This is a genomic window from Pseudomonas sp. SDO55104_S430 (assembly GCF_054070595.1).
In genome coordinates this window covers 1-20,812 of sequence record NZ_JBSVXG010000069.1, presented here as the reverse complement: position 1 = coordinate 20,812, position 20,812 = coordinate 1, and the positions used below count along the sequence as shown (strand labels likewise).

The 20,812-nt window shown below is 62.0% G+C and carries 18 protein-coding genes; 10 read left to right on the top strand and 8 right to left on the bottom strand.

Annotation, left to right across the window (positions count from 1 at the left end):
- Positions 1 to 25 precede the first annotated feature (25 nt).
- Complete coding sequence (locus ACW9JE_RS14545) at positions 26 to 226, top strand: YbdD/YjiX family protein (protein WP_224533508.1); 201 nt, start codon at positions 26 to 28, stop codon at positions 224 to 226.
- Positions 227 to 284: 58 nt separating this feature from the next.
- Here the strand turns inward: ACW9JE_RS14545 and ACW9JE_RS14540 are convergent, their stop codons facing one another.
- Entirely contained in the window at positions 285 to 1,256 is a 972-nt protein-coding gene (locus ACW9JE_RS14540) for a LysR substrate-binding domain-containing protein (RefSeq protein WP_457433120.1), read from the bottom strand.
- A gap of 151 nt (positions 1,257 to 1,407) precedes the next feature.
- Between ACW9JE_RS14540 and ACW9JE_RS14535 the strand changes: the two genes are divergently transcribed.
- Both ACW9JE_RS14535 and ACW9JE_RS14530 read left to right on the top strand, forming a co-directional pair.
- Positions 1,408 to 2,091 (top strand): type 1 glutamine amidotransferase domain-containing protein, encoded by a 684-nt coding sequence (locus tag ACW9JE_RS14535; RefSeq protein WP_457433119.1) that lies wholly within the window; start codon positions 1,408 to 1,410, stop codon positions 2,089 to 2,091.
- 78 nt (positions 2,092 to 2,169) lie between these two features.
- On the top strand, positions 2,170 to 2,514 hold the full coding sequence (locus ACW9JE_RS14530; RefSeq protein WP_457433118.1) for a putative quinol monooxygenase: 345 nt from the start codon (positions 2,170 to 2,172) through the stop codon (positions 2,512 to 2,514).
- Between the two features lie 23 nt (positions 2,515 to 2,537).
- Here the strand turns inward: ACW9JE_RS14530 and ACW9JE_RS14525 are convergent, their stop codons facing one another.
- The 6 genes from ACW9JE_RS14525 to prpR form a co-directional block, all read right to left on the bottom strand.
- The gene (locus tag ACW9JE_RS14525) at positions 2,538 to 3,800 is read right to left on the bottom strand and encodes an OprD family porin (protein WP_457433117.1); all 1,263 of its coding nucleotides are present in this window, start codon (positions 3,798 to 3,800) and stop codon (positions 2,538 to 2,540) included.
- Between the two features lie 138 nt (positions 3,801 to 3,938).
- On the bottom strand, positions 3,939 to 5,711 hold the full coding sequence (locus ACW9JE_RS14520; RefSeq protein WP_224533503.1) for an acyl-CoA dehydrogenase C-terminal domain-containing protein: 1,773 nt from the start codon (positions 5,709 to 5,711) through the stop codon (positions 3,939 to 3,941).
- A 44-nt stretch (positions 5,712 to 5,755) separates the two neighbouring features.
- On the bottom strand, positions 5,756 to 7,420 hold the full coding sequence (locus ACW9JE_RS14515) for a cation acetate symporter (protein ID WP_457433116.1): 1,665 nt from the start codon (positions 7,418 to 7,420) through the stop codon (positions 5,756 to 5,758).
- A complete protein-coding gene (locus tag ACW9JE_RS14510; protein WP_457433115.1) occupies positions 7,417 to 7,746 on the bottom strand; it encodes a DUF485 domain-containing protein in 330 nt (109 codons plus the stop codon). The genes ACW9JE_RS14515 and ACW9JE_RS14510 overlap by 4 nt, the downstream gene beginning before the upstream one ends.
- Before the next feature lie 87 nt (positions 7,747 to 7,833).
- Positions 7,834 to 9,435, bottom strand: a complete 1,602-nt coding sequence (locus ACW9JE_RS14505; RefSeq protein ID WP_457433126.1) for a long-chain fatty acid--CoA ligase — start codon at positions 9,433 to 9,435, stop codon at positions 7,834 to 7,836.
- 242 nt (positions 9,436 to 9,677) lie between these two features.
- Entirely contained in the window at positions 9,678 to 11,642 is a 1,965-nt protein-coding gene (prpR, locus tag ACW9JE_RS14500) for a propionate catabolism operon regulatory protein PrpR (protein WP_457433114.1), read from the bottom strand.
- A 245-nt stretch (positions 11,643 to 11,887) separates the two neighbouring features.
- Here prpR and ACW9JE_RS14495 point away from each other — a divergent pair, with 245 nt between their 5' ends.
- Genes ACW9JE_RS14495 through ACW9JE_RS14475 form a run of 5 tightly spaced genes read left to right on the top strand, consistent with a single transcriptional unit; the run spans position 11,888 to position 16,013 of the window.
- Positions 11,888 to 12,946 (top strand): phosphotransferase family protein, encoded by a 1,059-nt coding sequence (locus tag ACW9JE_RS14495; protein ID WP_224533499.1) that lies wholly within the window; start codon positions 11,888 to 11,890, stop codon positions 12,944 to 12,946.
- Positions 12,943 to 13,326, top strand: coding sequence for a DUF6285 domain-containing protein (locus ACW9JE_RS14490; protein WP_224533498.1), 384 nt, complete (start codon positions 12,943 to 12,945; stop codon positions 13,324 to 13,326). Before ACW9JE_RS14495 ends, ACW9JE_RS14490 begins: the two co-directional genes overlap by 4 nt.
- Positions 13,310 to 14,029, top strand: coding sequence for a histidine phosphatase family protein (locus tag ACW9JE_RS14485; RefSeq protein ID WP_224533497.1), 720 nt, complete (start codon positions 13,310 to 13,312; stop codon positions 14,027 to 14,029). The genes ACW9JE_RS14490 and ACW9JE_RS14485 overlap by 17 nt, the downstream gene beginning before the upstream one ends.
- 29 nt (positions 14,030 to 14,058) lie before the next feature.
- Positions 14,059 to 15,237 (top strand): acyl-CoA dehydrogenase family protein, encoded by a 1,179-nt coding sequence (locus tag ACW9JE_RS14480; protein ID WP_457433113.1) that lies wholly within the window; start codon positions 14,059 to 14,061, stop codon positions 15,235 to 15,237.
- Entirely contained in the window at positions 15,234 to 16,013 is a 780-nt protein-coding gene (locus ACW9JE_RS14475; RefSeq protein ID WP_224533495.1) for an SDR family NAD(P)-dependent oxidoreductase, read from the top strand. The genes ACW9JE_RS14480 and ACW9JE_RS14475 overlap by 4 nt, the downstream gene beginning before the upstream one ends.
- A 64-nt stretch (positions 16,014 to 16,077) precedes the next feature.
- Here the strand turns inward: ACW9JE_RS14475 and ACW9JE_RS14470 are convergent, their stop codons facing one another.
- A complete protein-coding gene (locus tag ACW9JE_RS14470) occupies positions 16,078 to 16,974 on the bottom strand; it encodes an acetoacetate decarboxylase (protein ID WP_457433112.1) in 897 nt (298 codons plus the stop codon).
- 670 nt (positions 16,975 to 17,644) lie between these two features.
- Here ACW9JE_RS14470 and nirB point away from each other — a divergent pair.
- Together nirB and nirD are read left to right on the top strand one after the other, a co-directional pair.
- Positions 17,645 to 20,203, top strand: coding sequence for a nitrite reductase large subunit NirB (nirB, locus tag ACW9JE_RS14465; RefSeq protein WP_457433111.1), 2,559 nt, complete (start codon positions 17,645 to 17,647; stop codon positions 20,201 to 20,203).
- Positions 20,203 to 20,580, top strand: coding sequence for a nitrite reductase small subunit NirD (nirD, locus tag ACW9JE_RS14460; RefSeq protein WP_457433110.1), 378 nt, complete (start codon positions 20,203 to 20,205; stop codon positions 20,578 to 20,580). Before nirB ends, nirD begins: the two co-directional genes overlap by 1 nt.
- Positions 20,581 to 20,812 lie beyond the last annotated feature (232 nt).

The window sequence follows — 20,812 nt, the reverse complement described above, 5'->3', positions numbered from 1 at the left end:
TCCAATCCTCACGGAGTTCATTGTCATGTTCCGCAAACTGCAAAAGGCCACCCGGTTTTTCCGCGAGAGCGCACGGTTGATGGTGGGCGTCCCCGATTACGACAACTACGTCACGCAAATGGCCCTCAAGTCCCCGGGCGAGCCGGTGATGAGTTATGAAGCGTTTTTCCGTGAGCGCCAGGAAGCCCGGTTCGGGCGGGGGAAGTGCAATACGCGGTGTTGCTGAAAACGGCGAAGCGGGCAGGTGATGGGATCCACAATGTCCTCATTGCCTGCACCACTACTCAGAGCCTCGCCCCTGTAAGAAAACACGCATCCTCATCCCCCCTCAGCGCATACCCCTCATACAGATTGTCGACATCCAGCTCGCCAAAACTGTCCGCCAGAAAATCCAGCAGGCTTCTGATCGACGGCATCAGGCCGCGTCTGGACGCAAACAGCGCATGAACGATGGCACTCCTGGGTTTCCAGTCTTTCAGGACCGGCACCAGGGCGCCGCTGCGAATGTCCTTGAACACCACCAGTTCCGGCAGCTGGACAATGCCGCCGTCTTCGAGCGCGACACGGCGCAGGGTGATCATGTCGTCGGTGATCAGCCGCGGCGTGTGGCGCACGGTGGCTTGTACACCGCCGGGTCCCTCCATGTTCCATTGGTACTGGCGCGTGCAGGGGCCCATGTCGAGGCTCGGATAACGTGCCAGATCGGCCAACGATGCGGGCGCGCCCATGCGCTCGATCAGGCCGGGGCTGGCCACCAGCTGGTGCGGGCTGCGGGTCAGGGTCTTCATGGTCAGGCCGCTGTCCTCGAAGGGCGGAAAACCGGCCCGCAGCACGATATCGAAACCTTCGCGCAGTGGATCGACCAGGCGGTTGGTGCTTTCCAGATGGATCTCCACCTCGGGGAAGCGCCGCATGTAACGGGCAATCATCCCGGCCACCAGAAAGTTGAGCAGGGCGGTCGGGCAGGCGATCCGCACGATGCCCTTGGGCGATGAGCGGCTGTTGTCGATCAGCGACTGCGCCGCGCTCGCGCTGTCGAGCATTACCAGGCAATGCTGGTAGTACTCCTGGCCCAGTTCCGAAACCGAGAATTGCCGTGTCGAGCGATTGATCAGGCGAATACCCAGGCGTTCCTCAAGTGACGACAGATGGCGACTGAGCCTGGATTTGGGGATGCCCAGCTCGCGACTCGCAGCACCAATCCCCTGGTGCTCTACGATTTGTACATAGAGGTACAGCTCATTCAGGTCATACATCAGACAGGTGTTCCATAGATGAAATAGTCAATTGCGGCCCGGCGCCTACCGACGGCCGGATGCGCGGATTAAGGTGTGGTTTCGCAGGCTCAGCCAGCCTCGGAACGAGGTGCGGCGCCCGTTTTTGTAGCGCATGAAAGAGAGGTGAAACATGAGCAAGAAAATGCTGGTAGTACTGACCAGCTTCCCCAAATATCCAAATCTGGCACGCGCCACCGGCCTCTGGCTGGGTGAGGCAGTGCACTTCGTCAGAAAAGTCCAGGACGCAGGCTTTCAGGTCGACTACGTCAGTCCCAAAGGCGGCTACACGCCGATCGATCCCCACAGCCTGGCGATGGCCGATGAAGGTGACTGGCAGTGGTATCAGGACAAGTCGTTCATGGATCGCCTGGGTGCAACGCTCAGGCCCGACCAGGTCAATCCGGCCGACTACTCGGTGATCTATTACGCCGGCGGTCATGGGGTGGTCTGGGATTTTCCCGACGACCAGGCACTGCAGGCCCTGAGCCGCAGCATCTATGAGAATGGCGGCATCGTGTCCTCCGTTTGCCACGGAGCGGTGGGGTTGTTGAACATCAAGCTCTCCAATGGCTCGCTGCTGATTGAAGGTAAGGAAGTCACCGGTTTCTCCAACAACGAGGAAAAGATCGCCGAACTGGACAAGTACGTTCCCTACCTGACCGAGGATGAGATGGTCAAACGGGGCGCCATCTACAAAAAGGCCGCGGAGCCGTGGGCCCCCTTTGCCGTGGCGGACCGACGCGTCATTACCGGCCAGAACCCGGCCTCGGGCGGGCCTGTCGCGGATCTGGTGCTGAAAGAACTGGCTCGCTAAGGGCCGCGTTTCCGGCCGTTTCGACGCTTCCACGCAAAGCACGAAGCGGCCGGTTTTCATTTGGAGCATTGGCTGGCCATGAGTATGCGTCTCTACGTGATGGCAAGTTTTGTGGTCAAACCCCAGGGCCTTGAAACGATGCGAGGCCTGCTGGCCGAACTTAGTCGGCACACCTGCCAGGAGCCTGGCTGCCTGGAATATGCCTACTACCAATCCCTGGCGAACCCTTTGGAATTCACCTCCTTCGAGGTGTGGGAGAGTGCCGAGGCCGAAGCCCGGCATTGGCAAACCACCCACCTGCAACAAGCGCTCGCCCAGGCCGCCGAGCTGCTGCAGGGCGAAGCCCGGATCGTCAACTATCAACGGATCACCTCATGCCGGGCTGCATGTCACTTTGGTAAAACGGCCCGCGTTCGTTGGTAAAAGAATGGCGGGCCGCGCCTTTTTTACCAAAGCGGCAGGGTGTAACTGAGGATCAGGCGATTGTCGTCAAGATCGTTGCCGAAGTGCCGGGTACGCACCGTTGCGTTGCGCCATTTGAGGCCGAGGTTTTTCAGCGGACCGCTTTGCAAGACATAGGCAATATCGGTGTCGCGCTCCCATTCACGGCCTTGCGGCTGGTTGTTGCCCAGGTCGATGTGGTCACCGTTCAGATACCGGGTCATGAACGTCAGGCCCGGTACGCCCAGCACGACAAAGTCGAAGTCATAGCGTAGCTGCCATGAGCGCTCGTCACGATTGGCGAAGTCGCCAAAGGTCACGTAGTTGAACAGGTACGGATCGCTGCCGGCGATATAGGCATAGCCCGTTCTGCCTTCCATCTGCTGATAAGCCAGGCCCAAAGTGTGACTGCCTTGCTTGTAGGTCAGCATGGCGCCATAGGACTTGTTGTCGATGTTGCTGCTGCCCGCATCGGTCGCCCGTGCCATTCGCAGTTCGCTCTTGATCGATTGCAGCGAATCCAACTGCCGGGTATGGGCCAGGCTGACCATGTGTTGCCGGTAGATGTCTGTCAGCTCGCCATAGTAGTACGTGCTGTTCAACTGGCTATTCCATTGATAGCTGGCTCCCGCGAAGTTGAAGGCATCGCTGGTCTTGCCGGACTTCACGCCGATGGCGCCGGCACTGCCATTGCTGGCGGTCATGTCCTCATAGTCGGAGGAATTGCGCTGGTTCACCTGCTGCAACTGGCCGGCGTCCAGTGTCAGGCCGGAGAATTCCTGAACCGTCAGATGGGCTCCGCGAAAGGTTTGTGGCAGCAGCCGGCCATCGTTGTAGGACACCGAGGGCAAGCGGGGCAGCAGGGTGCCAATCTTGAACTGCGTTTTGGAGACCTTGAATTTTGCGGTCAGGCCCAGTTCCCCGTATTCATCCTGGGCCCGACGTGTTTCCCGGTCCTGCTTGAGCAATTGCGTACCGCTGCGACCGGGGCTCGAATCGAGCTTGATTCCCAGCAGCCCCAAGGTGTCTACACCGAAGCCGATAGGCCCCTCGCTGTATCCCGACTCGTAGCGCAACAGGAAACCCTGGGCCCATTCCTCGGCTTTTGCCTGGGGCGCTCCCTGTTGGCGAAAATCGCGATTCATATAGAAATTTCGCAGCTCCAATGTGGCTTTGCTGTCAGCGATCAGTTCGGCATTGACCGGTGACGACAAGGCCACCGTGCCGCTGACCAGAAGCCATGAAGTATTGAGTGGGGTTCGACGCATGGTTGTTGCCTCTTGTTGTTTTTATGGAACAGCCGGGTTCGCTCGGGACGAGTCGTCACGAGCAAAAAAGGGATATGCGTGGTGGGTACTGACAAAAAAGGCGCGGCCCAAAGGGGCAAGGCCGCACCGTGAAACCGTTTAGAACTGCTCGTCGGTCAATCCGAAGAGGGTGTCGCTGCCGGCCCGGATGCTGGCTTGCAGGCTGAGTGTTCGCGGCAGCAGGCGTCGGAAGTAGAAGGCCGCCGTGGCCAGCTTGGCGCCGTAGAACGCCGGGTCCTCGGCCAGTCGTGCCTCGGCCACGCTCGCCATGCGTGCCCACATCCAGGCGTAGGCGACATACCCGAACAGGTGCAGGTACTCCACCGAGGCGGCCCCTGTTTCATTGCGGTTGGTCGCGGCCTTGTCCATCAGCCAGTCGCTGACGTCGCGCAAACCCGTGATGGCGGCCACCAGCTCGCTGCCATAGGGCACGTTGTGGCCTTGGGCGAAGTCCAGTGCCTGTGCGCAGAACAGGCGCAGTGCGGCGCCGCCGTCGGCAATGACCTTGCGACCCAGCAGGTCGAGGGCCTGGATGCCATTGGTGCCTTCATAGATCTGCGCGATGCGTACGTCACGCACGTACTGCTCCTGTCCCCACTCGCGGATGTAACCGTGACCGCCGAACACCTGCTGGCCATTGATGCAGCTCTCGAGCCCGGTATCGGTGAAAAAGGCCTTGGCCACTGGAGTGAGCAACGCCGCGAGGGTTTCGGCGGCTTTGCGCTCTTCGGGGTCCTGCGCGTACCGGGCAAGGTCCAGTTGCTGGCCCACGAAACAGGCGAAGGCCCGGCCGCCTTCGGTGAGGGCCTTCATGCCCAGCAGCATTCGCCGCACATCGGGGTGATGGATGATCGGATCGGCGTCCTTGTCCGGGTCGACCGGGCCGCTGGGTGCGCGGCTCTGCAAGCGTTCGCGGGCGTAGCGGGTGGCGGCCTGGGTAGAAGCCTCGGCGCAACCGATGCCCTGGATACCGATGGACAGACGCTCGTAATTCATCATGGTGAACATCGCGGCCATGCCCTTGTTGGCTTCACCGATCAGGTAGCCGGTGGCGCCGTCGAAATTCATCACGCAGGTGGCCGAGGCCTTGATGCCCATCTTGTGTTCGATGGAACCGCAATTCAGGGCATTGCTTGCCCCGAGGCTGCCATCGGCGTTGACCAGTACCTTGGGGACCAGAAACAGCGAAATGCCCTTGGCCCCGGCGGGCGCATCCGGCAGTTTCGCCAGCACCAGGTGGATGATGTTTTCGGTCAGGTCCTGTTCGCCGCCGGTGATGAAAATCTTCATGCCGCTGATGCGATAGCTGCCGTCCGCCTGTGGCTCGGCGCGGGTGCGCAGCAGGCCAAGATCGGTGCCGGCGTGGGGCTCGGTCAGGCACATGGAGCCGGCCCAGCGACCTTCGTACATCGGCGGCAGGTAGGTCGCTCGCAGGTCCGCGCCGGCGTGGGCATCGATGGCCAGGCAGGCGCCGGAGGACAGCGTGGAGTAAAGGGCGAAGCTGCTGTTGGCGGCGTACAGCATTTCCTCGAACTGCACCGCCAGCATCTTGGGCATGCCCATGCCATCGAATTCAGGGTTGCCACCCAGGCCCACCCAGCCACCCTGGATGTAGGTGGTGTAGGCCTCTTTGAATCCGGTGGGCGTGGTGACGATGCCGTCGTTCCACCGGGCGCCTTCCTCGTCGCCACTGCGGTTGAGTGGCGCGATGAGCTGGCCGGTGACTTTGGCCGCTTCCTCGAGAATAGCGTTGGCGGTATCGGCGTCGACCCGTTCCGCCAGCGTTGGCAGGCGCGACCACAGCGAGGGCGCGTCGAAGACTTCATGCAGGACAAAACGCATGTCGCGCAAAGGGGCGTTGTAAGAGTTCATTCAATCGTCTCGAAAGGGAGCGGGGCCCCACCGGCCCCCGATGCTCAGTGAGTGGTAGCGGTGGCGATGCCCAGGCCGGTTTCGGCGCGGACTTTCTGATCGTCGAAACCGTCCCGATCCTTTTGCGCCTGTACGCTGCGATCGAGCCGGGAAACCACGACGATCACCAGGAAGGCCAATGGCATCGAGAACAGCGCCGGATGGTCATAGGGGAAGATCGCCTGGGCATGGCCGAGCACGGTGACCCAGACCGTGGGCGAGAGCGTTACCAGGGCCAGGGCGCAAACCAGCCCCGTCAGGCCGCCGCAGATGGCGCCCCGGGTGGTCAGGCCTTTCCAGTACATGGCCATGATCAAGACCGGGAAGTTGGCCGAAGCGGCGATGCCGAATGTCAGCCCGACCAGGAAGGCGATGTTCACTTGTTCGAAGAGGATGCCGAGGCTGATCGCAATGATGCCAAGGCCGATGACCGCCAGGCGGGTGACGCGCATTTCCTGTCGCTCGGTGGCGTTGCCTCGCTTGAGCACCGTCAGGTAGAGGTCGTGGGAGATGGCCGAGGCTCCGGCGAGCGTCAGACCGGCGACCACCGCAAGAATCGTGGCGAACGCTACTGCGGAGAGAAAGCCGAGAAACAGATTTCCACCGACGGCCCGGGCCAGGTGCATGGCCACCATGTTGCTGCCGCCCACCAGCGCTCCCCCCGGTTTGCCGTCGACGAAATACTGCGCATCGGTGCCGACGATGACGATAGCGGCGTAACCCAGCACACACACGATCAGGAAAAAGAAGCCGATGAAGCCCGATGCGTAGAACACCGACTTGCGCGCTTCCCGGGCATTGGCCACGGTGAAAAAACGCATGAGGATGTGCGGCAATCCCGCCAGGCCGAACACCAGTCCGAGGGCCATGGATGCGACGTTGAGCGGATTGGACAGCATGGAACCCGGGCCCATGATGCTCCAGCCACTGGCGTGCACTTCCACGGCGCGCCTGGCCAGGGTTTCCAGGCTGAAATCGAAATGCGCCAGGGACAGCAGCATCAGCGTGGTGCCGCCGGCCAGCAGCAGAATCGCCTTGGTGATCTGCACCCAGGTGGTGGCCAGCATGCCGCCGAACACCACGTAGATCAGCATCAGCACGCCGACCACCACCACGGCCACCGAATAATCGAGCCCGAACAGCAGCTTGATCAGTTGTCCGGCGCCGACCATCTGCAACAGCAGGTAGCAACAGACCACCGTCAAGGATCCGCAGGCGGCCAGCACGCGGATCTTGCGCTGGTCGAGGCGGAACGAAACGATGTCGGCAAAGGTATAACGCCCAAGATTGCGCAGGCGCTCGGCCATCAGAAACGTGAGCACGGGCCAGCCGACAAAGAAGCCGATGACATAGATGAAACCGTCGTAGCCCTTGGTGAACACCAGGCTCGACAGGCCCAGCAGGGTCGAGGCGGACATGTAGTCACCCGCAATCGCCAAGCCGTTTTGCCAGCCGCTGATGCCGCCGCCGGCTGTGTAAAAGTCATGGGCCGACTGGGTGCGTCGCGAGGCCCACCAGGTAATCAGCAGGGTTGCCATGACGAACAGCAGGAAGATTCCGATCGCCGGCAGATTCATCGGCTGCCTGGACGTGTTGAGGGTGTCCGCACTGGCCAGCATGGGCAGGGCAGACAGGCAGATCGCGACAGGTAATGCCAGGCAACGGTTCATGGGCGGCACTCCTTGACGATCTGTTCGCTCAGGTGATCGAAGTGGCTGTTGGCCCGGTGCACATACCAGCCGGTCAGCAGCCAGGAAATCAGGATGATCGAAGCCCCCAGCGGAATGCCCAGTGTCAGGTGGCTGCCGGGATAGAGCGGGGCATGCAGGGCTTGCGGCAAACAGGCGGCCAGCGCCATGAACAGGAAATAGGCGCACAGCACCAGGGCGCTGAGCAGCCATGAGGTGCGCGAGCGGGCCGTACTCATGGCAATGAAGCGCGGATTCGTTCGGATGCGGCTGTAGTGATCCGACAGATGTTCTGCGGTGTTGGACATGGTGCCTCCGTTTATTGTTGTTGTAGGGCTGCCCGACGGCCTGGCGGTTGCCGGGCCGTGGATCGATGAAAGGAGGAGGGGCGTCGGTCAGGGCCAGGCGTAATTCGCGAACTGTTCGCGCAAGGATTTCTTGCTGACCTTGCCGGTCGCCGTGTGAGGCAGTTCGCGCAGGTATTCGCACGCGTCCGGCAGCCACCATTTGGGGATCTTGCCTTCGAGGAAGGCTATGAGCTCGCGGTGGTCGGGGGCGTGCTCGGGATCGCGGCAGACAATCACCAACAACGGACGCTCACTCCAGCGCGGATGCTCAACGCCGATCACCGCCGCCTGCGCAATGCCGGGGTGGGCCATGACCGCATTTTCGATTTCCACCGAGCAGATCCATTCGCCACCGGACTTGATCAGGTCCTTGATCCGGTCGGTGATCTGCATGTAACCGTGGCTGTCCAGAGTGGCGACATCACCGGTGTCGAACCAGCCGTCGCGGGTGTCCTGGCCGTAGTAACCGCTGCTGACCCACGGCCCGCGCACCTGCAAGGCACCCGAGGCGATTCCGTCATGGGGCACGGGTTCGCCCGCTTCATCGATCAGGCGCATCTCGACCCCGAACAAGGCGCGGCCCGATTTGAGCACCTGCCTGCCCCGGTCTTCCTCGTCCATCGTGTCGTACCAGGGTTGATAGCGGTTGTAGCTGCCCATCGGGTTCATCTCGGTCATGCCCCAGCCGTTTTCCAGGGCGACGCCGTGTTGGCCCATGGCCTGGATCAATGAAAGAGGGCACGCCGCGCCACCGGTGACGGCACGTTTGAGGCTCGGAATCTGCTGGTCGCTGGCGTTGAGGTACTGGCTGATGTTCGCCCACAAGGTTGGCACACCCAGCGAGAAAGTCACCGCCTCATCCCTGATCAGCTTGACCATGGCGCCGGCATCGCCGACCCGCGGCCCAGGCAACACCAGCTTGGCGCCGACCATGGCCGCGTTGTACGGCATGCCCCAGGCGTTGACATGGAACATCGGCACCAGCGGCATGACGACATCGATCGCGCGCAGACCGACCTGATCGGCCATGTTCTGCGCCATTCCATGCAGGACGGTGCTGCGGTGGCTGGTCAACACACCTTTGGGGTTGCCGGTGGTGCCGGAGGTGTAGCACAGCCCGCATGCGCGCTGTTCGTCGAGTTCGGGCCAGGTGTAACTGTCCGCAGCCGTTGCCAGCAGGTCTTCATAGCAGAGCAGGTTGGGCAGGCCGCTGGGTGGTAGCTCATCGTGAGCGCACAGGGCGACGAAATGGCGGACGCTGGTGAGTTCGGCCTGCAGGCTTTCCACCAGCGGCAGGAACTGCGGATCGATGAACAGCACATCATCCTGGGCGTGGCGAATGATGTAGCTGACCTGTTCCGCAAACAGCTTGGGATTGATGGTGTGACAGACGCGACCCGAGGCGGGCACCGCGTAGTGCAGTTCGAAGTGGCGATGGTCATTCCAGGCCAGTGTTCCCACGCGGGCGTCGCCCGGGACGTTCAATTCGTCCAGCACGTTGGCCAGCTGGCGAACGCGTACGAAGGCCTGGCGGTAGGTGTAACGGTGGACACGTTCGTCGGCGAACAACGAAACGATCTCGGTATCGGCAGCAACCTGGTCGGCATACCGCATGATGGCGGCGATACCCAGGTTGAAGTTCATCATCATGCCTAGCACAGGCGACCTCCTGCCTTGTTCTTATTGGGCTGGGGATCGATGCAGGATCCCTCGGCAGGGTCAGAGCAATGGCTGTGCCAATCGGCGTTGCAAGTGTTTTTGTGCTGATAACTGTTTGTTAAGTAAAGAAAATATTTTTATGCGCACGCCCGCTTTCGCGATACGTGCGTTCTGCTGGATTTCAAACCTGGAACATTGTTCAGGCTTGAATTTTCATATTTGAAGTGGGCGGGTCACTTGTCCGGCCTTGCGCGCAAACGTCGCCACAGGGTTGTGCGGCTGATGCCCAGGCGGCGCGCGGCTTCATCCATGTCGCCGTTGCAGGCGTCCACCACTTGCCGGACATGCGCCACCTCCGTGGCCTTGCCGAAGCTGCGCAGATCCACGCCCGAGGCCTGCGCGCCGGCCGCCGGGTTTTGCACCTGCGCGTCCTCGAACAGTTCGGGGAACAGCGTGTGGAGGGTTCCGGACGCCTGACGATCGTTCAGCTCCCGACCGGAAAGGGCCGCGCGCTCAATGATGTTCTCCAGCTCACGAATATTCCCCGGCCAGCGGTGTTTGAGCAGCCAGGGCATCAGGTTTTGCAGCTGTTGATCGAAGCCTTTCGCCTGCGGATGGCGGGGCAGTTTTTGCAGAATCGCCCGGGCGAGGGTCGCGATGTCCTGGGGACGTTCGCGCAAGGGTGGAACCGCCAGGCGCAGGATGTTGAGCCGGTAGTAGAGGTCTTCGCGGAAGCGGCCATCCTTGATGCGTTCGCGCAAGTCGCAGTGGGTGGCGGCGATGACCCGGATATCCACCGGCGTCGGTTCGGACGCGCCGAGGCGCAGCACTTCCCGCTCCTGCAGGACACGCAGCAAGCGGGTCTGCAGGGAGACCGGCATGTCGCCGATTTCGTCGAGAAACAGCGAGCCGGTGTGCGCGGTTTCGATCAGGCCGATCTTGCCGCCCTTGCGCGATCCGGTGAAGGCGCCTTCCTCGTAGCCGAACAGCTCGCTTTCCAGCAGGGATTCGGGAAACGCCGCACAGTTGATCGCGACAAAGGGACCGGGCTGACGCGGGCTGGCATTGTGCAGGCTTTGCGCGAGCAACTCCTTGCCCGTGCCGCTTTCACCGGTGATCAATACCGTGGAATCGGTCTGAGCGTAGCCCTGCGCCAGGCGCAACATTTCGCGGAAGCCGGGGGCGTCGCCGAGAATCTGCTCGAAGCGATAACGCGCGGTGAACTGGCGCGGACGGGCCTGGGCGCGGATGCGGCGATCGGCACGCTGAATGACGTTGGTTTCCTGGCAAGTGATGATCGCGCCGTCGGTCTTGCCGTTGTCGATGATCGGGCTGATGTTGGCGGCCAGGGTTTTGCCGCCCGCCTTGATCAGACGACTTTCTTCGGTCTCGCCACTGCTCAGCACCTGGGCAATGCTCAGGTCAGGCAGTATCTCGGCGATGTGCCGCTCGTGGGCCCATTCGCTGGAGACGCCCAGCAGGCTGGCCATTTTCGGGTTGAGCGACTGCACCACACCGTTGGCGTCGATGGCGATCACACCATCGGTGAGGTTGCGCAACACCGCGTTCAGGCGTTGTTGCTGAATCAGCGCGAGGGCGCGGCTGCGGCAGATGGCCAGGGCGTCGTCCAGTGTCCGGCGCACGGCATCGGCGTTCAGCGCAAGCACGCCCTGGGCGCCGGCTTCCTCGGCCACCTCGACGGCGGTGGAAGAGCCGACGGTCACCCCGTAACCGTCGTTCATCAAGAGGCGGATCTGCTGACGGGCCTCTTCGAAACTGGTGTAGGTCGCCTGGCGGATGTCGACGGTGAAGAGCGAGGCCATGGCCTCCAGTTCCGGATGGGTGTTCTGGAAGGTCAGGATGCCGACCTTGGTGGCGCGTGCCTTCGCCAGGTCGATCGCGCGAATCAGGTCGTACTCGCCCATGCGGATCGACAGGATTGTGGTCGAGAGGTATCGACGCAAATAGTCGGCCGTGGCACCGGAGCAGATGATCATGTCCACATCCCCGCGGCTCTCCAGTTCGCGGCCCTTGTCCAGCAGTTGCGTGACGCTGGTTTCCACGATCTCGAGCTGCGTGCGGTTCTGGTAATCCGGGATCACCTGCTGGACGATTCGCGCCATGCGACTGGGACTTTGCGGGGTGTGCAAATGCGTGATCAGGGCGATGACGCGGGGCAGGTACTGTTCTGTTTGCATGCTGTTTGCGCTCGTAAGACAGGCCGGATGCACCGCGCGGGTCGGCCGTGTTAGTTCTTTTCCATGTTGAAATAAAGATTTCAGATCTGCAATCAACACCCTGCCCGAGTTGACCGATGAGGTTCTGATTGTTTCTGTAATGCACTGTTTTAAAAGGATAAAAAATTTAACTTCGGTCGCGATTCGCACATGGCGTGGCTCTTGCTCTCACCTCGTTCAGGTCACACCTACGAGAAGAACCAACCATGACGACCCTCCATCTTTCAGGAACCCCGTACCCACGGGTCGATGTCGGCGACGCGCACCAGGCGTTGGCGACATTCCTGACCAGCCGGCTCGATGGCGAGCCGGTGCAAATCGAAAAAAGCCAGCGCCTTTCCGGTGGCGCGATCCAGGAAAACTGGCTGCTGCAGGCGCAAGTGACCGAGGGCGGTGAACGCGTCAGGCGCCAATGGGTGCTGCGCACCGACTCGCCATCGTCGGTTGCGGTCAGCATGAGCCGCGCTCAGGAGTTTGCGGTATTGAGTGCCGTGCACCAGGCCGGGGTGAAAGTGCCGCAGCCGCTGTGGCTGTGCCAGGACGCGTCGGTCATCGGCCGCGACTTTTTCATCATGCAGGCCATTGGCGGCACGGCCAGCGGCCATCGCCTGACGCTGGACAAAAATCTCGACAGCGCCAGAAGCGCCCTCAGCGAAGAGCTGGGACGCAGTCTGGCGCTGCTGCATCAAATCACCCCGGATCATCCGGGCCTGGGGTTTCTGCCCGCACCGGCGAGCGATCCGATTCAGGCCACGATCAATCTGTACCGGCAGTACCTCAATGAGTTGCCGAGCAGCCATCCGGTCATCGAATGGGGCCTGCGCTGGTGCGAGTTGCATCGCCCGGAGCCGATGCCTGTCCGGCTGATTCACCGGGACTACCGCACCGGCAACTACATGGTCGATCAAGGACGCCTGGCGGGCGTGCTGGACTGGGAGTTCGCCTGCTGGGGCGATCCGCGCGAGGACCTTGGCTGGTTCAGCGCCAAGTGTTGGCGCTTCGCCCGCCCGGATCGTGAGGCGGGCGGCATGGGCGAGCTGAGCGATTTCCTGCATGGCTATCAGACCGTTTCCGGTTACAGCCCGACCCGCGAGGAACTGAAGTTCTGGCAACTCATGGCGCACATCCGCTGGGCCGTGGTGGCGGTGCAACAGGCCCAGCGTCACTTGTCGGGCCAACAGCGTTCATTGGAACTGGCGCTCACCGGCCGCATGGTGCCGGAACTCGAATATGAAATCCTGACGCTCAGTGGAGGACGGACATGATCCAGCCCAATGCAACGGAGCTCATGCAGACCGCCCGTGAGGTGCTGCTCAAGCAACTGATGCCCGCCTTGCCGGAACACCTTCATTACGAATGCCGGATGATCGCCAGTGCCATGGCGATGACCTGCCGGGAGATCGATCTGGGCCCCTCGGCCGAGTGGGTGGAGGAACAGCGTCTGGCGGATGTGCTGGGGATCCACAGCCTCGCCGGACTGACACCGCAGGATGCCCGGGCGCTGCTCAGCCAGTTCATCCGCCAGGGCCTCTACGATCGGACCGGCGATGCCAACGAGACCTTGCTGGCTGCATTGATGGAGATCACCCGGGCGAATCTCGCCGTCAGCAATCCAAAGGTGGTGGCCGATGACCAGCAGGCCTGAGCAGCCGATCCGCCGTCGCCGTTGCTACCTGGTACGCCATGGCCATGTCGATTACTTCAATGCCGACGGCAGTCCGCTGGACCCACGGTTGGTGCCGCTGTCCCGCACGGGTGAACAGCAGGTGCAGGCACTCGGGCAAGTGCTCGATTCGCTCACGTTCGACCGGGTCCTGTGCTCGGATTATCCGAGGGCGCAGCAGACCCTGAAGCTGTTGCTGACCGGGCGCGATGTCGCCTTCGACGCAACGCCGCAATTGCGGGAAATCCGTGCCGGACGCTTGCGCGAGTTGCCCGCCGACACCTTGTTCGACGCGGTCACCGGCGCTTACCGGTTTGCCGCCTTGCCCGATGCGACCTTCCTGGGCGGCGAGCGCTGGGATGCGTTCGAGCGACGGGTGCTGCGGGTGTTCTTCGACCTGCTTGCCGAACCCGAATGGAACAGCGCCCTGATCGTCAGCCATGACGCGGTCAATCGTGTGCTGCTGGCGTGGGCCAGCGGTGCAGGCCTGACCGAAATTGCCGCCTTTGAGCAGGACACTGCCTGTCTCAACATCGTGGACATCGACATGCGTGGCAGTCAGGTCACCGACGCGATCATTCGGACCCTCAATTACACCCCTTACGACCCGCACAAGTCCGCCATTCAAAACACCGTCCTCGAGAATCTGTTCAGCGCGATCAAGCCCGATGGCTTGAGAGCCTGAAGAACCTTCTGTACCCAAGGAAAATCCCTATGAACTTCGCCCTTTCCTACGACTTGCTGACCTTGCAGGCCAAGGTCAGACAATTCATCGCCAACGAAATCATCCCGATGGAGCAGGACCCGCGCCAAGGGCCCCACGGCCCCTCCGAAGAACTGCGCCAGGCCTTGGTCGAAAAGGCTCGCGCCCATGGACTGCTGACGCCCCATGCCTCCCGGGACATGGGTGGCCTGGGCCTGTCTCACGTGGCCAAGGCGATCCTCTTCGAGGAAGCCGCGTACTCGCCGCTGGGTCCCACCGCGTTGAACATCCACGCCCCGGACGAAGGCAACATTCACCTGATGGAGGTGGTGGCCAGCGAAGCGCAGAAACAACGCTGGCTGTTGCCGATGGTCCAGGGTCATATCCGTTCCTGTTTCGCGATGACGGAACCGGGACCGGGCGCCGGTTCCGATCCTTCGATGCTGACCACGACGGCGGTGCGCGACGGTGACGACTACGTGATCAATGGCCGCAAGTGGCTGATCACCGGTGCCGAAGGCGCAAGTGTGGCGATCATCATGGCGCGGATGGAGGACGGCAGCGCGACCATGTTCCTGACCGATACCGACCGTCCGGGTTTCATCCTCGAACGCATGATGGATTCGCTGGACAGCTGCTTCACCGGAGGCCATGCGGTGCTGCGCTTCGAGAACCTGCGGATTCCGGCCTGCGATGTGCTGGGGGAAATCGGCAAGGGCTTTCGCTACGCCCAGGTCCGTCTGGCGCCGGCTCGCCTGACCCATTGCATGCGTTGGCTGGGGCAGGCGCGGCGGGCGCACGATGTGGCCTGCGCCTATGCCCGTCGGCGTGAATCGTTCGGCAAGCGGCTGGGTGAGCATCAAGGCGTCGGCTTCATGCTGGCCGACAACGAAATGGACCTGCTGACCACCCGCCTGGCCATCTGGCACTGCGCGTGGGTACTGGATCAGGGCGAGCGCGGCAACTTCGAATCGAGCATGACCAAGGTCATCAGCTCCGAAGGCATCTGGCGGGTGATCGATCGCTGCGTCCAGGTGCTGGGCGGGCAGGGCGTGACCAGTGAAGCCATCGTCGACCGGATCTTCCGCGACGCCCGTGGTTTCCGCATCTATGACGGCCCCAACGAGGTTCACCGCATGAGCCTGGCGAAAAAAATTCTTGCACGCGGCAACGAAGGAGCCACCGAATGAACCGCAATCCCTCGCAACTGTTCGACCTCAGGGGGCGAGTCGTCCTGGTAACCGGTGCTTCCAGCGGGCTTGGCCGACACTTTGCCAAAACGCTGGCGGCGGCCGGAGCCCGGGTGGCGGTGGCGGCGCGTCGGGTCGATCGACTCGAGGAGCTGGTCCGTGACCTGAACTTCGAAGGTCATCAGGCACGCGCCTACGAACTCGACGTGACCTCCCGCGAGTCGGTCATCCGTTGCCTGGATGCCATCGAGGCGGATTGGGAGACGCTGGATGTGGTGGTGAACAACGCCGGTATCAGCGACACCAAACGTGCCCTGGAGTACACCGATGCCGATTGGCAGGCGATCCTCGACACCAATCTCAAAGGCGCCTGGATGGTCGCCCAGGAAGCCGCGCGGCGCATGGTTGCCGCGGGCAGGGAAGGCAGCCTGATCAATATCACCTCCATCCTCGCCAGCCGGGTCGGCGGCGGGGTCGGCCCCTACTGCGCCGCCAAGGCCGGCTTGAGCCATCTGACCCGCTCCATGGCGCTGGAACTGGCGCGGTACGGCATCCGGGTCAACGCCATTGCCCCCGGCTACGTGATGACGGAAATCAATGAGGCGTTCCTGAGCGGCGAAGCGGGTGAGCGGTTGCGCGCGCGGATTCCTTCGCGGGCTTTCTGCCAGTGCGAGGACCTGGACGGGGCACTGCTGTTGCTGGCATCCCAGGCGGGAAGGGGCATGACCGGAACCGAGATCACGGTCGACGGCGGACACAGCTGTTCGGGTCTGTAACCAGGTACCCGACACAATCCCTGTAGCAGCAGGCTGCGCCAGCTGCTACAGGTTGCGCGGTGGCTTAGCGCTTGAGGTAGTCGTGAACTACCTTGCCCGGTTCCAGCAGATAGTTGCCCAGGGTATGGCGCACGGAAACGATCTCGCGCACCGGCAGCGCTGCGATCGGCACCGCTTCATGATTGAACAGGTCCAGGCTCGCCGCGCCTGTCCAGGCTTCCTTGAGCTCGATGGTCGAGTATTCGAACCTGACCAGTTCGGCAATGCGCGGTGTCTTCCCGTCGACGTCCGGGATGATCTTGAGCACCACGCCGGGCACCTTCATCGCCTTGGTCGCCTCGGCCAGATCCACTTCCTTGAACTTGTAGGCCATGCTCGCCCGGGCGACCAGCGCGCCGTCGTAATCGAGGGTGCCGACATAAGACTCGTTGTTCTGGCCGACCCGAGGATGACCGAACTTTTTCGGCAGCCCCCAGACTTCCCGACCCAGCATGATGGCGGTGACGTTTTCCGCGACCATCAACGGGCGAAAGCTCACCGCTTCGTCACCCAGAAAGCAGGAAATGCTCTGGGCAAACTCGTAGTAGTCGCCGATCCCCGGGGCAACCATGGACAGAAAGGAGAGGCTGACAATCGGGTCCTTGACCACCAGCGGCTCGGGCACCAGCGCTCGGGCCAGCTCCATGTCGGTCCGATAACTGATGGTGAGCGAGGGGCGGTCCAGAAACGCACTGGGGGGTCGGGCATAGGCCGGAGCGTGGAGCGGCATGGCAAAGGCTTTTTCGCGCACACTCTCCGGGGTCAGTGCGTGGCCGGCAATCGAGTCAGGCAGGAACAGGCCGCCGGTGGCGCTCGCCTGTGCGTTCCCCGATTGTGTGAAAAGGGGCGTCGCGGCGGCTGTCAGGCCAACGCCGGCGGTGACCAGCACATCTCTGCGCGACAGGTTGATAGGAAGGTTCATGTTGGGGTCTCCGGATTGTGGCAGGTTCTGTTGCAGCGGCCATCGGCTGATGAAGGACCGGGAATACCGGAGGGAGCAATGGGTATGCCAGAAGCTAATGGTGCACTCATTCAATAATTAAATTGAATTAAATCAGTTGGTTATGCGTTTTCGCCGAATGCTGAGCGCTGTCGAAGGAAAGCATTTCTTTCAGACTTGAAAGCACGGTTTCAGAGTTGAAGGTCATGGGCAGCAGGCCTTCCATGCACTTTTATAAAGCGCGGGGATGGAAAGGGTGCACCAGTCGGTAGCGGCTCAAGCCATTCTTCGCCGACTTCCATGAGCTGCCTTGTCGGCGCCGGATGTTGCAACGATTCCGGCTGAAACACCTCTGGATCAAGGGTTTCAACGGCAGTCCAGCTTTCTGGCCTGACCTTGTCCTGCACGGATCAACGCATTTCTGCGCGGGCTGGCACAAACCCTGCTACAACCCCCTCAAGCCCCTCGAACAATGTTGGGCAGCCCTCTCGGTCAACGACGATCGATCAACCGCACAGGTCGTGGGCAATATCGGTGGATCAGGCATGGCCGTCTGGTTTCGACACCGCATAAAAACAGGCAAAGACGCCTGGAACCGCAAGGTTTCAGGCGTTTTTTTTTGCTTTTTGAACCGTGATTGGCAGGGTCGTTTATGAATTGCAATGTAGCCACGTTGAACAAGTTGCAAACGCTGGTCGTGATCGGCAATGGCATGGTCGGACATCATTGTGTCGAGCAACTGATCGAGCGCGGAGCTCTGGAGCGCTTCCATCTGCATGTTTTCAGCGAAGAGCCGATGCGTGCCTACGACCGTGTGCACCTGTCGGAATACTTCACAGGTCGCGACGCCGAATCGCTGGCGCTGAGCGAGGCGTCCTTGTATGAGACGCCGGGCGTCACCCTGCATCTGGGTGTGCCGGTACTGGAAATCGATCGCGAACAGCGTCAGGTGGTGACCGCCCAAGGTCGCGTGGCTTACGACAAGCTGGTGCTGGCCACCGGTTCCTATCCGTTCGTGCCTCCGATCGAAGGCGCTGAAGGCGAGTCGCGCCTGGTCTATCGCACGCTGGAAGATCTGGATGCCATCCGTGCCGCGGCGGCCAATGCCCGGCGCGGTGTGGTGGTGGGCGGCGGCCTGCTTGGTCTGGAAGCGGCCAACGCGCTGAAGAGTCTTGGCCTGGAAGCCCATGTGGTGGAGTTCGCCCCACGCCTGATGCCAGTGCAACTGGATGACCTCGGTGGCCTAGCCCTCAAGGCGCAAATCGAAAGGCTCGGCGTCGGTGTGCACCTGTCCCGCGCTACGCAGTCGATCAGCGCGGGGGAGCAGTATCGCTACCGGATGAATTTCGCCAACGACGAATTTCTCGAAACCGACCTGGTGGTGTTCTCCGCCGGTATCCGTGCCCAGGACGCATTGGCCCGCCAATGCGCGCTGGAGATCGGTCCGCGCGGCGGGGTGGTGGTCGATGACACTTGCGTGACCGGCGACCCGAACATCTACGCCATCGGCGAGTGCGCATCGTGGAACGGCAGCGTGTTCGGCCTGGTCGCCCCCGGCTACCAGATGGCGCGCAGTGTCGCTGCGCGCCTGTGCGACGACGACGCCGAACCGTTCCGTGGCGCGGACATGTCGACCAAGCTCAAGCTGCTCGGCGTCGACGTCGGTTCCATCGGCGACGCTCACGCCGCGACACCTGGCGCGCGCAGCTATCAGTTCATCGACGAAACCTCGGCCAGCTATCGCCGCCTGGTGGTGGACGCCAGCGGCAAGCACGTGCTGGGCGCGGTGCTGATCGGCGACAACAGCTACTACGACACCCTGCTGCAATACATGCAGAACGCGATTGCCTTGCCGGCGGAACCGGCGGGCCTGATCCTGCCGTCGTCCGAAGGCGCGCCGACCCTCGGCCCCGGCGCCTTGCCGGAATCGGCCACCGTCTGCTCGTGCCACAACGTGACCAAGGGCGCGATCTGCTCAGCCATCGACGGCGGCTGCAGCGACCTGGGCGAACTCAAATCGCAGACCAAGGCCTGCACCGGCTGCGGTGGTTGCGCCGGGCTGCTCAAGCAAGTCTTCGAGCACGAACTGATTGCCCGTGGCGTCAGTGTCGACAAGAGCCTGTGCGAGCACTTCGCCTACACCCGTCAGGAGTTGTACGCGCTGGTGCGGGTGGAAGGGGTGATCTCCTTCGACGAACTGCTGGCCAAGCACGGTCGCGGCCACACCGGTTGCGACATCTGCAAACCCGCCGTGGGCAACATTCTCGCCTCGTGCTGGAACCAGCCGATCATGGACCCGTCGCTGGTGCCGTTGCAGGACACCAACGACACCTTCATGGCCAACATGCAGAAGAACGGCACGTACTCGGTGGTGCCGCGTATTCCCGGCGGCGAGATCACCGCGGACAAGCTGATCGCCATCGGCGTCGTGGCTAAGAAATACGACCTCTACACCAAGATCACCGGCGGCCAGCGCATCGACCTGTTCGGCGCGCAGTTGCATCAGTTGCCGGACATCTGGGGCGAGTTGATCGAAGCCGGTTTCGAGACCGGCCACGCCTACGGCAAGTCGACCCGCACAGTGAAATCCTGCGTCGGCAGCACCTGGTGCCGCTACGGCGTGCAGGACAGCGTGCAGATGGCGTTGACTCTCGAGGATCGTTACAAGGGCCTGCGTTCGCCGCACAAGCTCAAGTTCGCAGTGTCCGGCTGCACCCGTGAATGCGCCGAAGCACAGAGCAAGGACGTGGGGGTGATCGCCACCGAGAAGGGCTGGAACCTGTACATCGCCGGCAACGGCGGCATGCGCCCGCGTCACGCCGAGCTGTTCGCCACCGACCTGGATGATGCGACGCTGATCCGCTACATCGACCGCTTCCTGATGTTCTACATCCGCACCGCCGACAAACTGCAGCGCACCTCGGTATGGCGCGAAAGCCTGGAAGGCGGCCTGGACTTCCTCAAAGAGGTGATCATCCACGACAGCCTGGGCCTGGGTGAAGAGCTCGAGTCGCAGATGCAGCTGGTGGTCAATCGCTACGAATGCGAATGGGCCAACGCCCTCAAGGATCCGGAAAAACTCAAGCGCTTCCGCACCTTCGTCAACGACAAACGCCCGGACCCGGACATCCACTTCGTCCAGGAACGCGGCCAGCGGCGCCCGATAATGGCCGCCGAACTCAACCTCATCCCCGTCAAGGAGCGTGTCTGATGAATCAGTCCAATGCCCAACGCGTTACCCGTGCAGAAAATGTCGATGTCTGGGAGTCGGTGTGCAGCCAGCAGGATCTGGTGAATGATTCCGGCGTGGTGGTGTGGCTGGACGGCGCGCAGGTGGCGCTGTTCTACCTGCCGGGCGCGGAGGGCAAGACGCTCTATGCGATCGACAATCATGATCCGCAATCCGGGGCGAATGTGATCGGTCGCGGCCTGGTCGGCAGTATCAAGGGCGATTTGGTGGTGGCTTCGCCGATCTACAAACAGCATTTTCGTCTGGAAGACGGCAGCTGCCTGGAATACCCGGAACAGCGCCTGCGGGTGTGGCCGGCGCGGTTGAATGAGGGCAGGGTGGAAGTGGGGGTGGCCTGATTACCTGGCTTTCAGGAAACACAATCCACTGTGAGTACACAAACCACTGTGGGAGCGGGCTTGCCCGTGAATGCGGTGTATCAGTCGAAGCAAGTGTGACTGACCTGACGCCTTCGCGGGCAAGCCACGCTCCCACAGGGATTTTGCATCGCCGACAAATTCTGTGATCGACCACCGTAACTGTGGGAGCGGGCTTGCTCGCGAATGCGGTGTGTCAGTCGAAGCAAATGTT

What these genes read in the sequence shown, in the direction of transcription:
- prpR (WP_457433114.1), bottom strand. Translation starts at nt 11,642, where the DNA reads ATGCAAACAGAACAGTACCTGCCCCGCGTCATCGCCCTGATCACGCAT.
- nirD (WP_457433110.1), top strand. Translation starts at nt 20,203, where the DNA reads ATGAATCAGTCCAATGCCCAACGCGTTACCCGTGCAGAAAATGTCGAT.
- ACW9JE_RS14475 (WP_224533495.1), top strand. Translation starts at nt 15,234, where the DNA reads ATGAACCGCAATCCCTCGCAACTGTTCGACCTCAGGGGGCGAGTCGTC.
- ACW9JE_RS14490 (WP_224533498.1), top strand. Translation starts at nt 12,943, where the DNA reads ATGATCCAGCCCAATGCAACGGAGCTCATGCAGACCGCCCGTGAGGTG.
- ACW9JE_RS14525 (WP_457433117.1), bottom strand. Translation starts at nt 3,800, where the DNA reads ATGCGTCGAACCCCACTCAATACTTCATGGCTTCTGGTCAGCGGCACG.
- ACW9JE_RS14545 (WP_224533508.1), top strand. Translation starts at nt 26, where the DNA reads ATGTTCCGCAAACTGCAAAAGGCCACCCGGTTTTTCCGCGAGAGCGCA.
- ACW9JE_RS14505 (WP_457433126.1), bottom strand. Translation starts at nt 9,435, where the DNA reads ATGATGATGAACTTCAACCTGGGTATCGCCGCCATCATGCGGTATGCC.
- ACW9JE_RS14495 (WP_224533499.1), top strand. Translation starts at nt 11,888, where the DNA reads ATGACGACCCTCCATCTTTCAGGAACCCCGTACCCACGGGTCGATGTC.
- ACW9JE_RS14540 (WP_457433120.1), bottom strand. Translation starts at nt 1,256, where the DNA reads ATGTATGACCTGAATGAGCTGTACCTCTATGTACAAATCGTAGAGCAC.
- nirB (WP_457433111.1), top strand. Translation starts at nt 17,645, where the DNA reads ATGAATTGCAATGTAGCCACGTTGAACAAGTTGCAAACGCTGGTCGTG.
- ACW9JE_RS14480 (WP_457433113.1), top strand. Translation starts at nt 14,059, where the DNA reads ATGAACTTCGCCCTTTCCTACGACTTGCTGACCTTGCAGGCCAAGGTC.
- ACW9JE_RS14520 (WP_224533503.1), bottom strand. Translation starts at nt 5,711, where the DNA reads ATGAACTCTTACAACGCCCCTTTGCGCGACATGCGTTTTGTCCTGCAT.
- ACW9JE_RS14510 (WP_457433115.1), bottom strand. Translation starts at nt 7,746, where the DNA reads ATGTCCAACACCGCAGAACATCTGTCGGATCACTACAGCCGCATCCGA.
- ACW9JE_RS14470 (WP_457433112.1), bottom strand. Translation starts at nt 16,974, where the DNA reads ATGAACCTTCCTATCAACCTGTCGCGCAGAGATGTGCTGGTCACCGCC.
- ACW9JE_RS14535 (WP_457433119.1), top strand. Translation starts at nt 1,408, where the DNA reads ATGAGCAAGAAAATGCTGGTAGTACTGACCAGCTTCCCCAAATATCCA.
- ACW9JE_RS14485 (WP_224533497.1), top strand. Translation starts at nt 13,310, where the DNA reads ATGACCAGCAGGCCTGAGCAGCCGATCCGCCGTCGCCGTTGCTACCTG.
- ACW9JE_RS14515 (WP_457433116.1), bottom strand. Translation starts at nt 7,420, where the DNA reads ATGAACCGTTGCCTGGCATTACCTGTCGCGATCTGCCTGTCTGCCCTG.
- ACW9JE_RS14530 (WP_457433118.1), top strand. Translation starts at nt 2,170, where the DNA reads ATGAGTATGCGTCTCTACGTGATGGCAAGTTTTGTGGTCAAACCCCAG.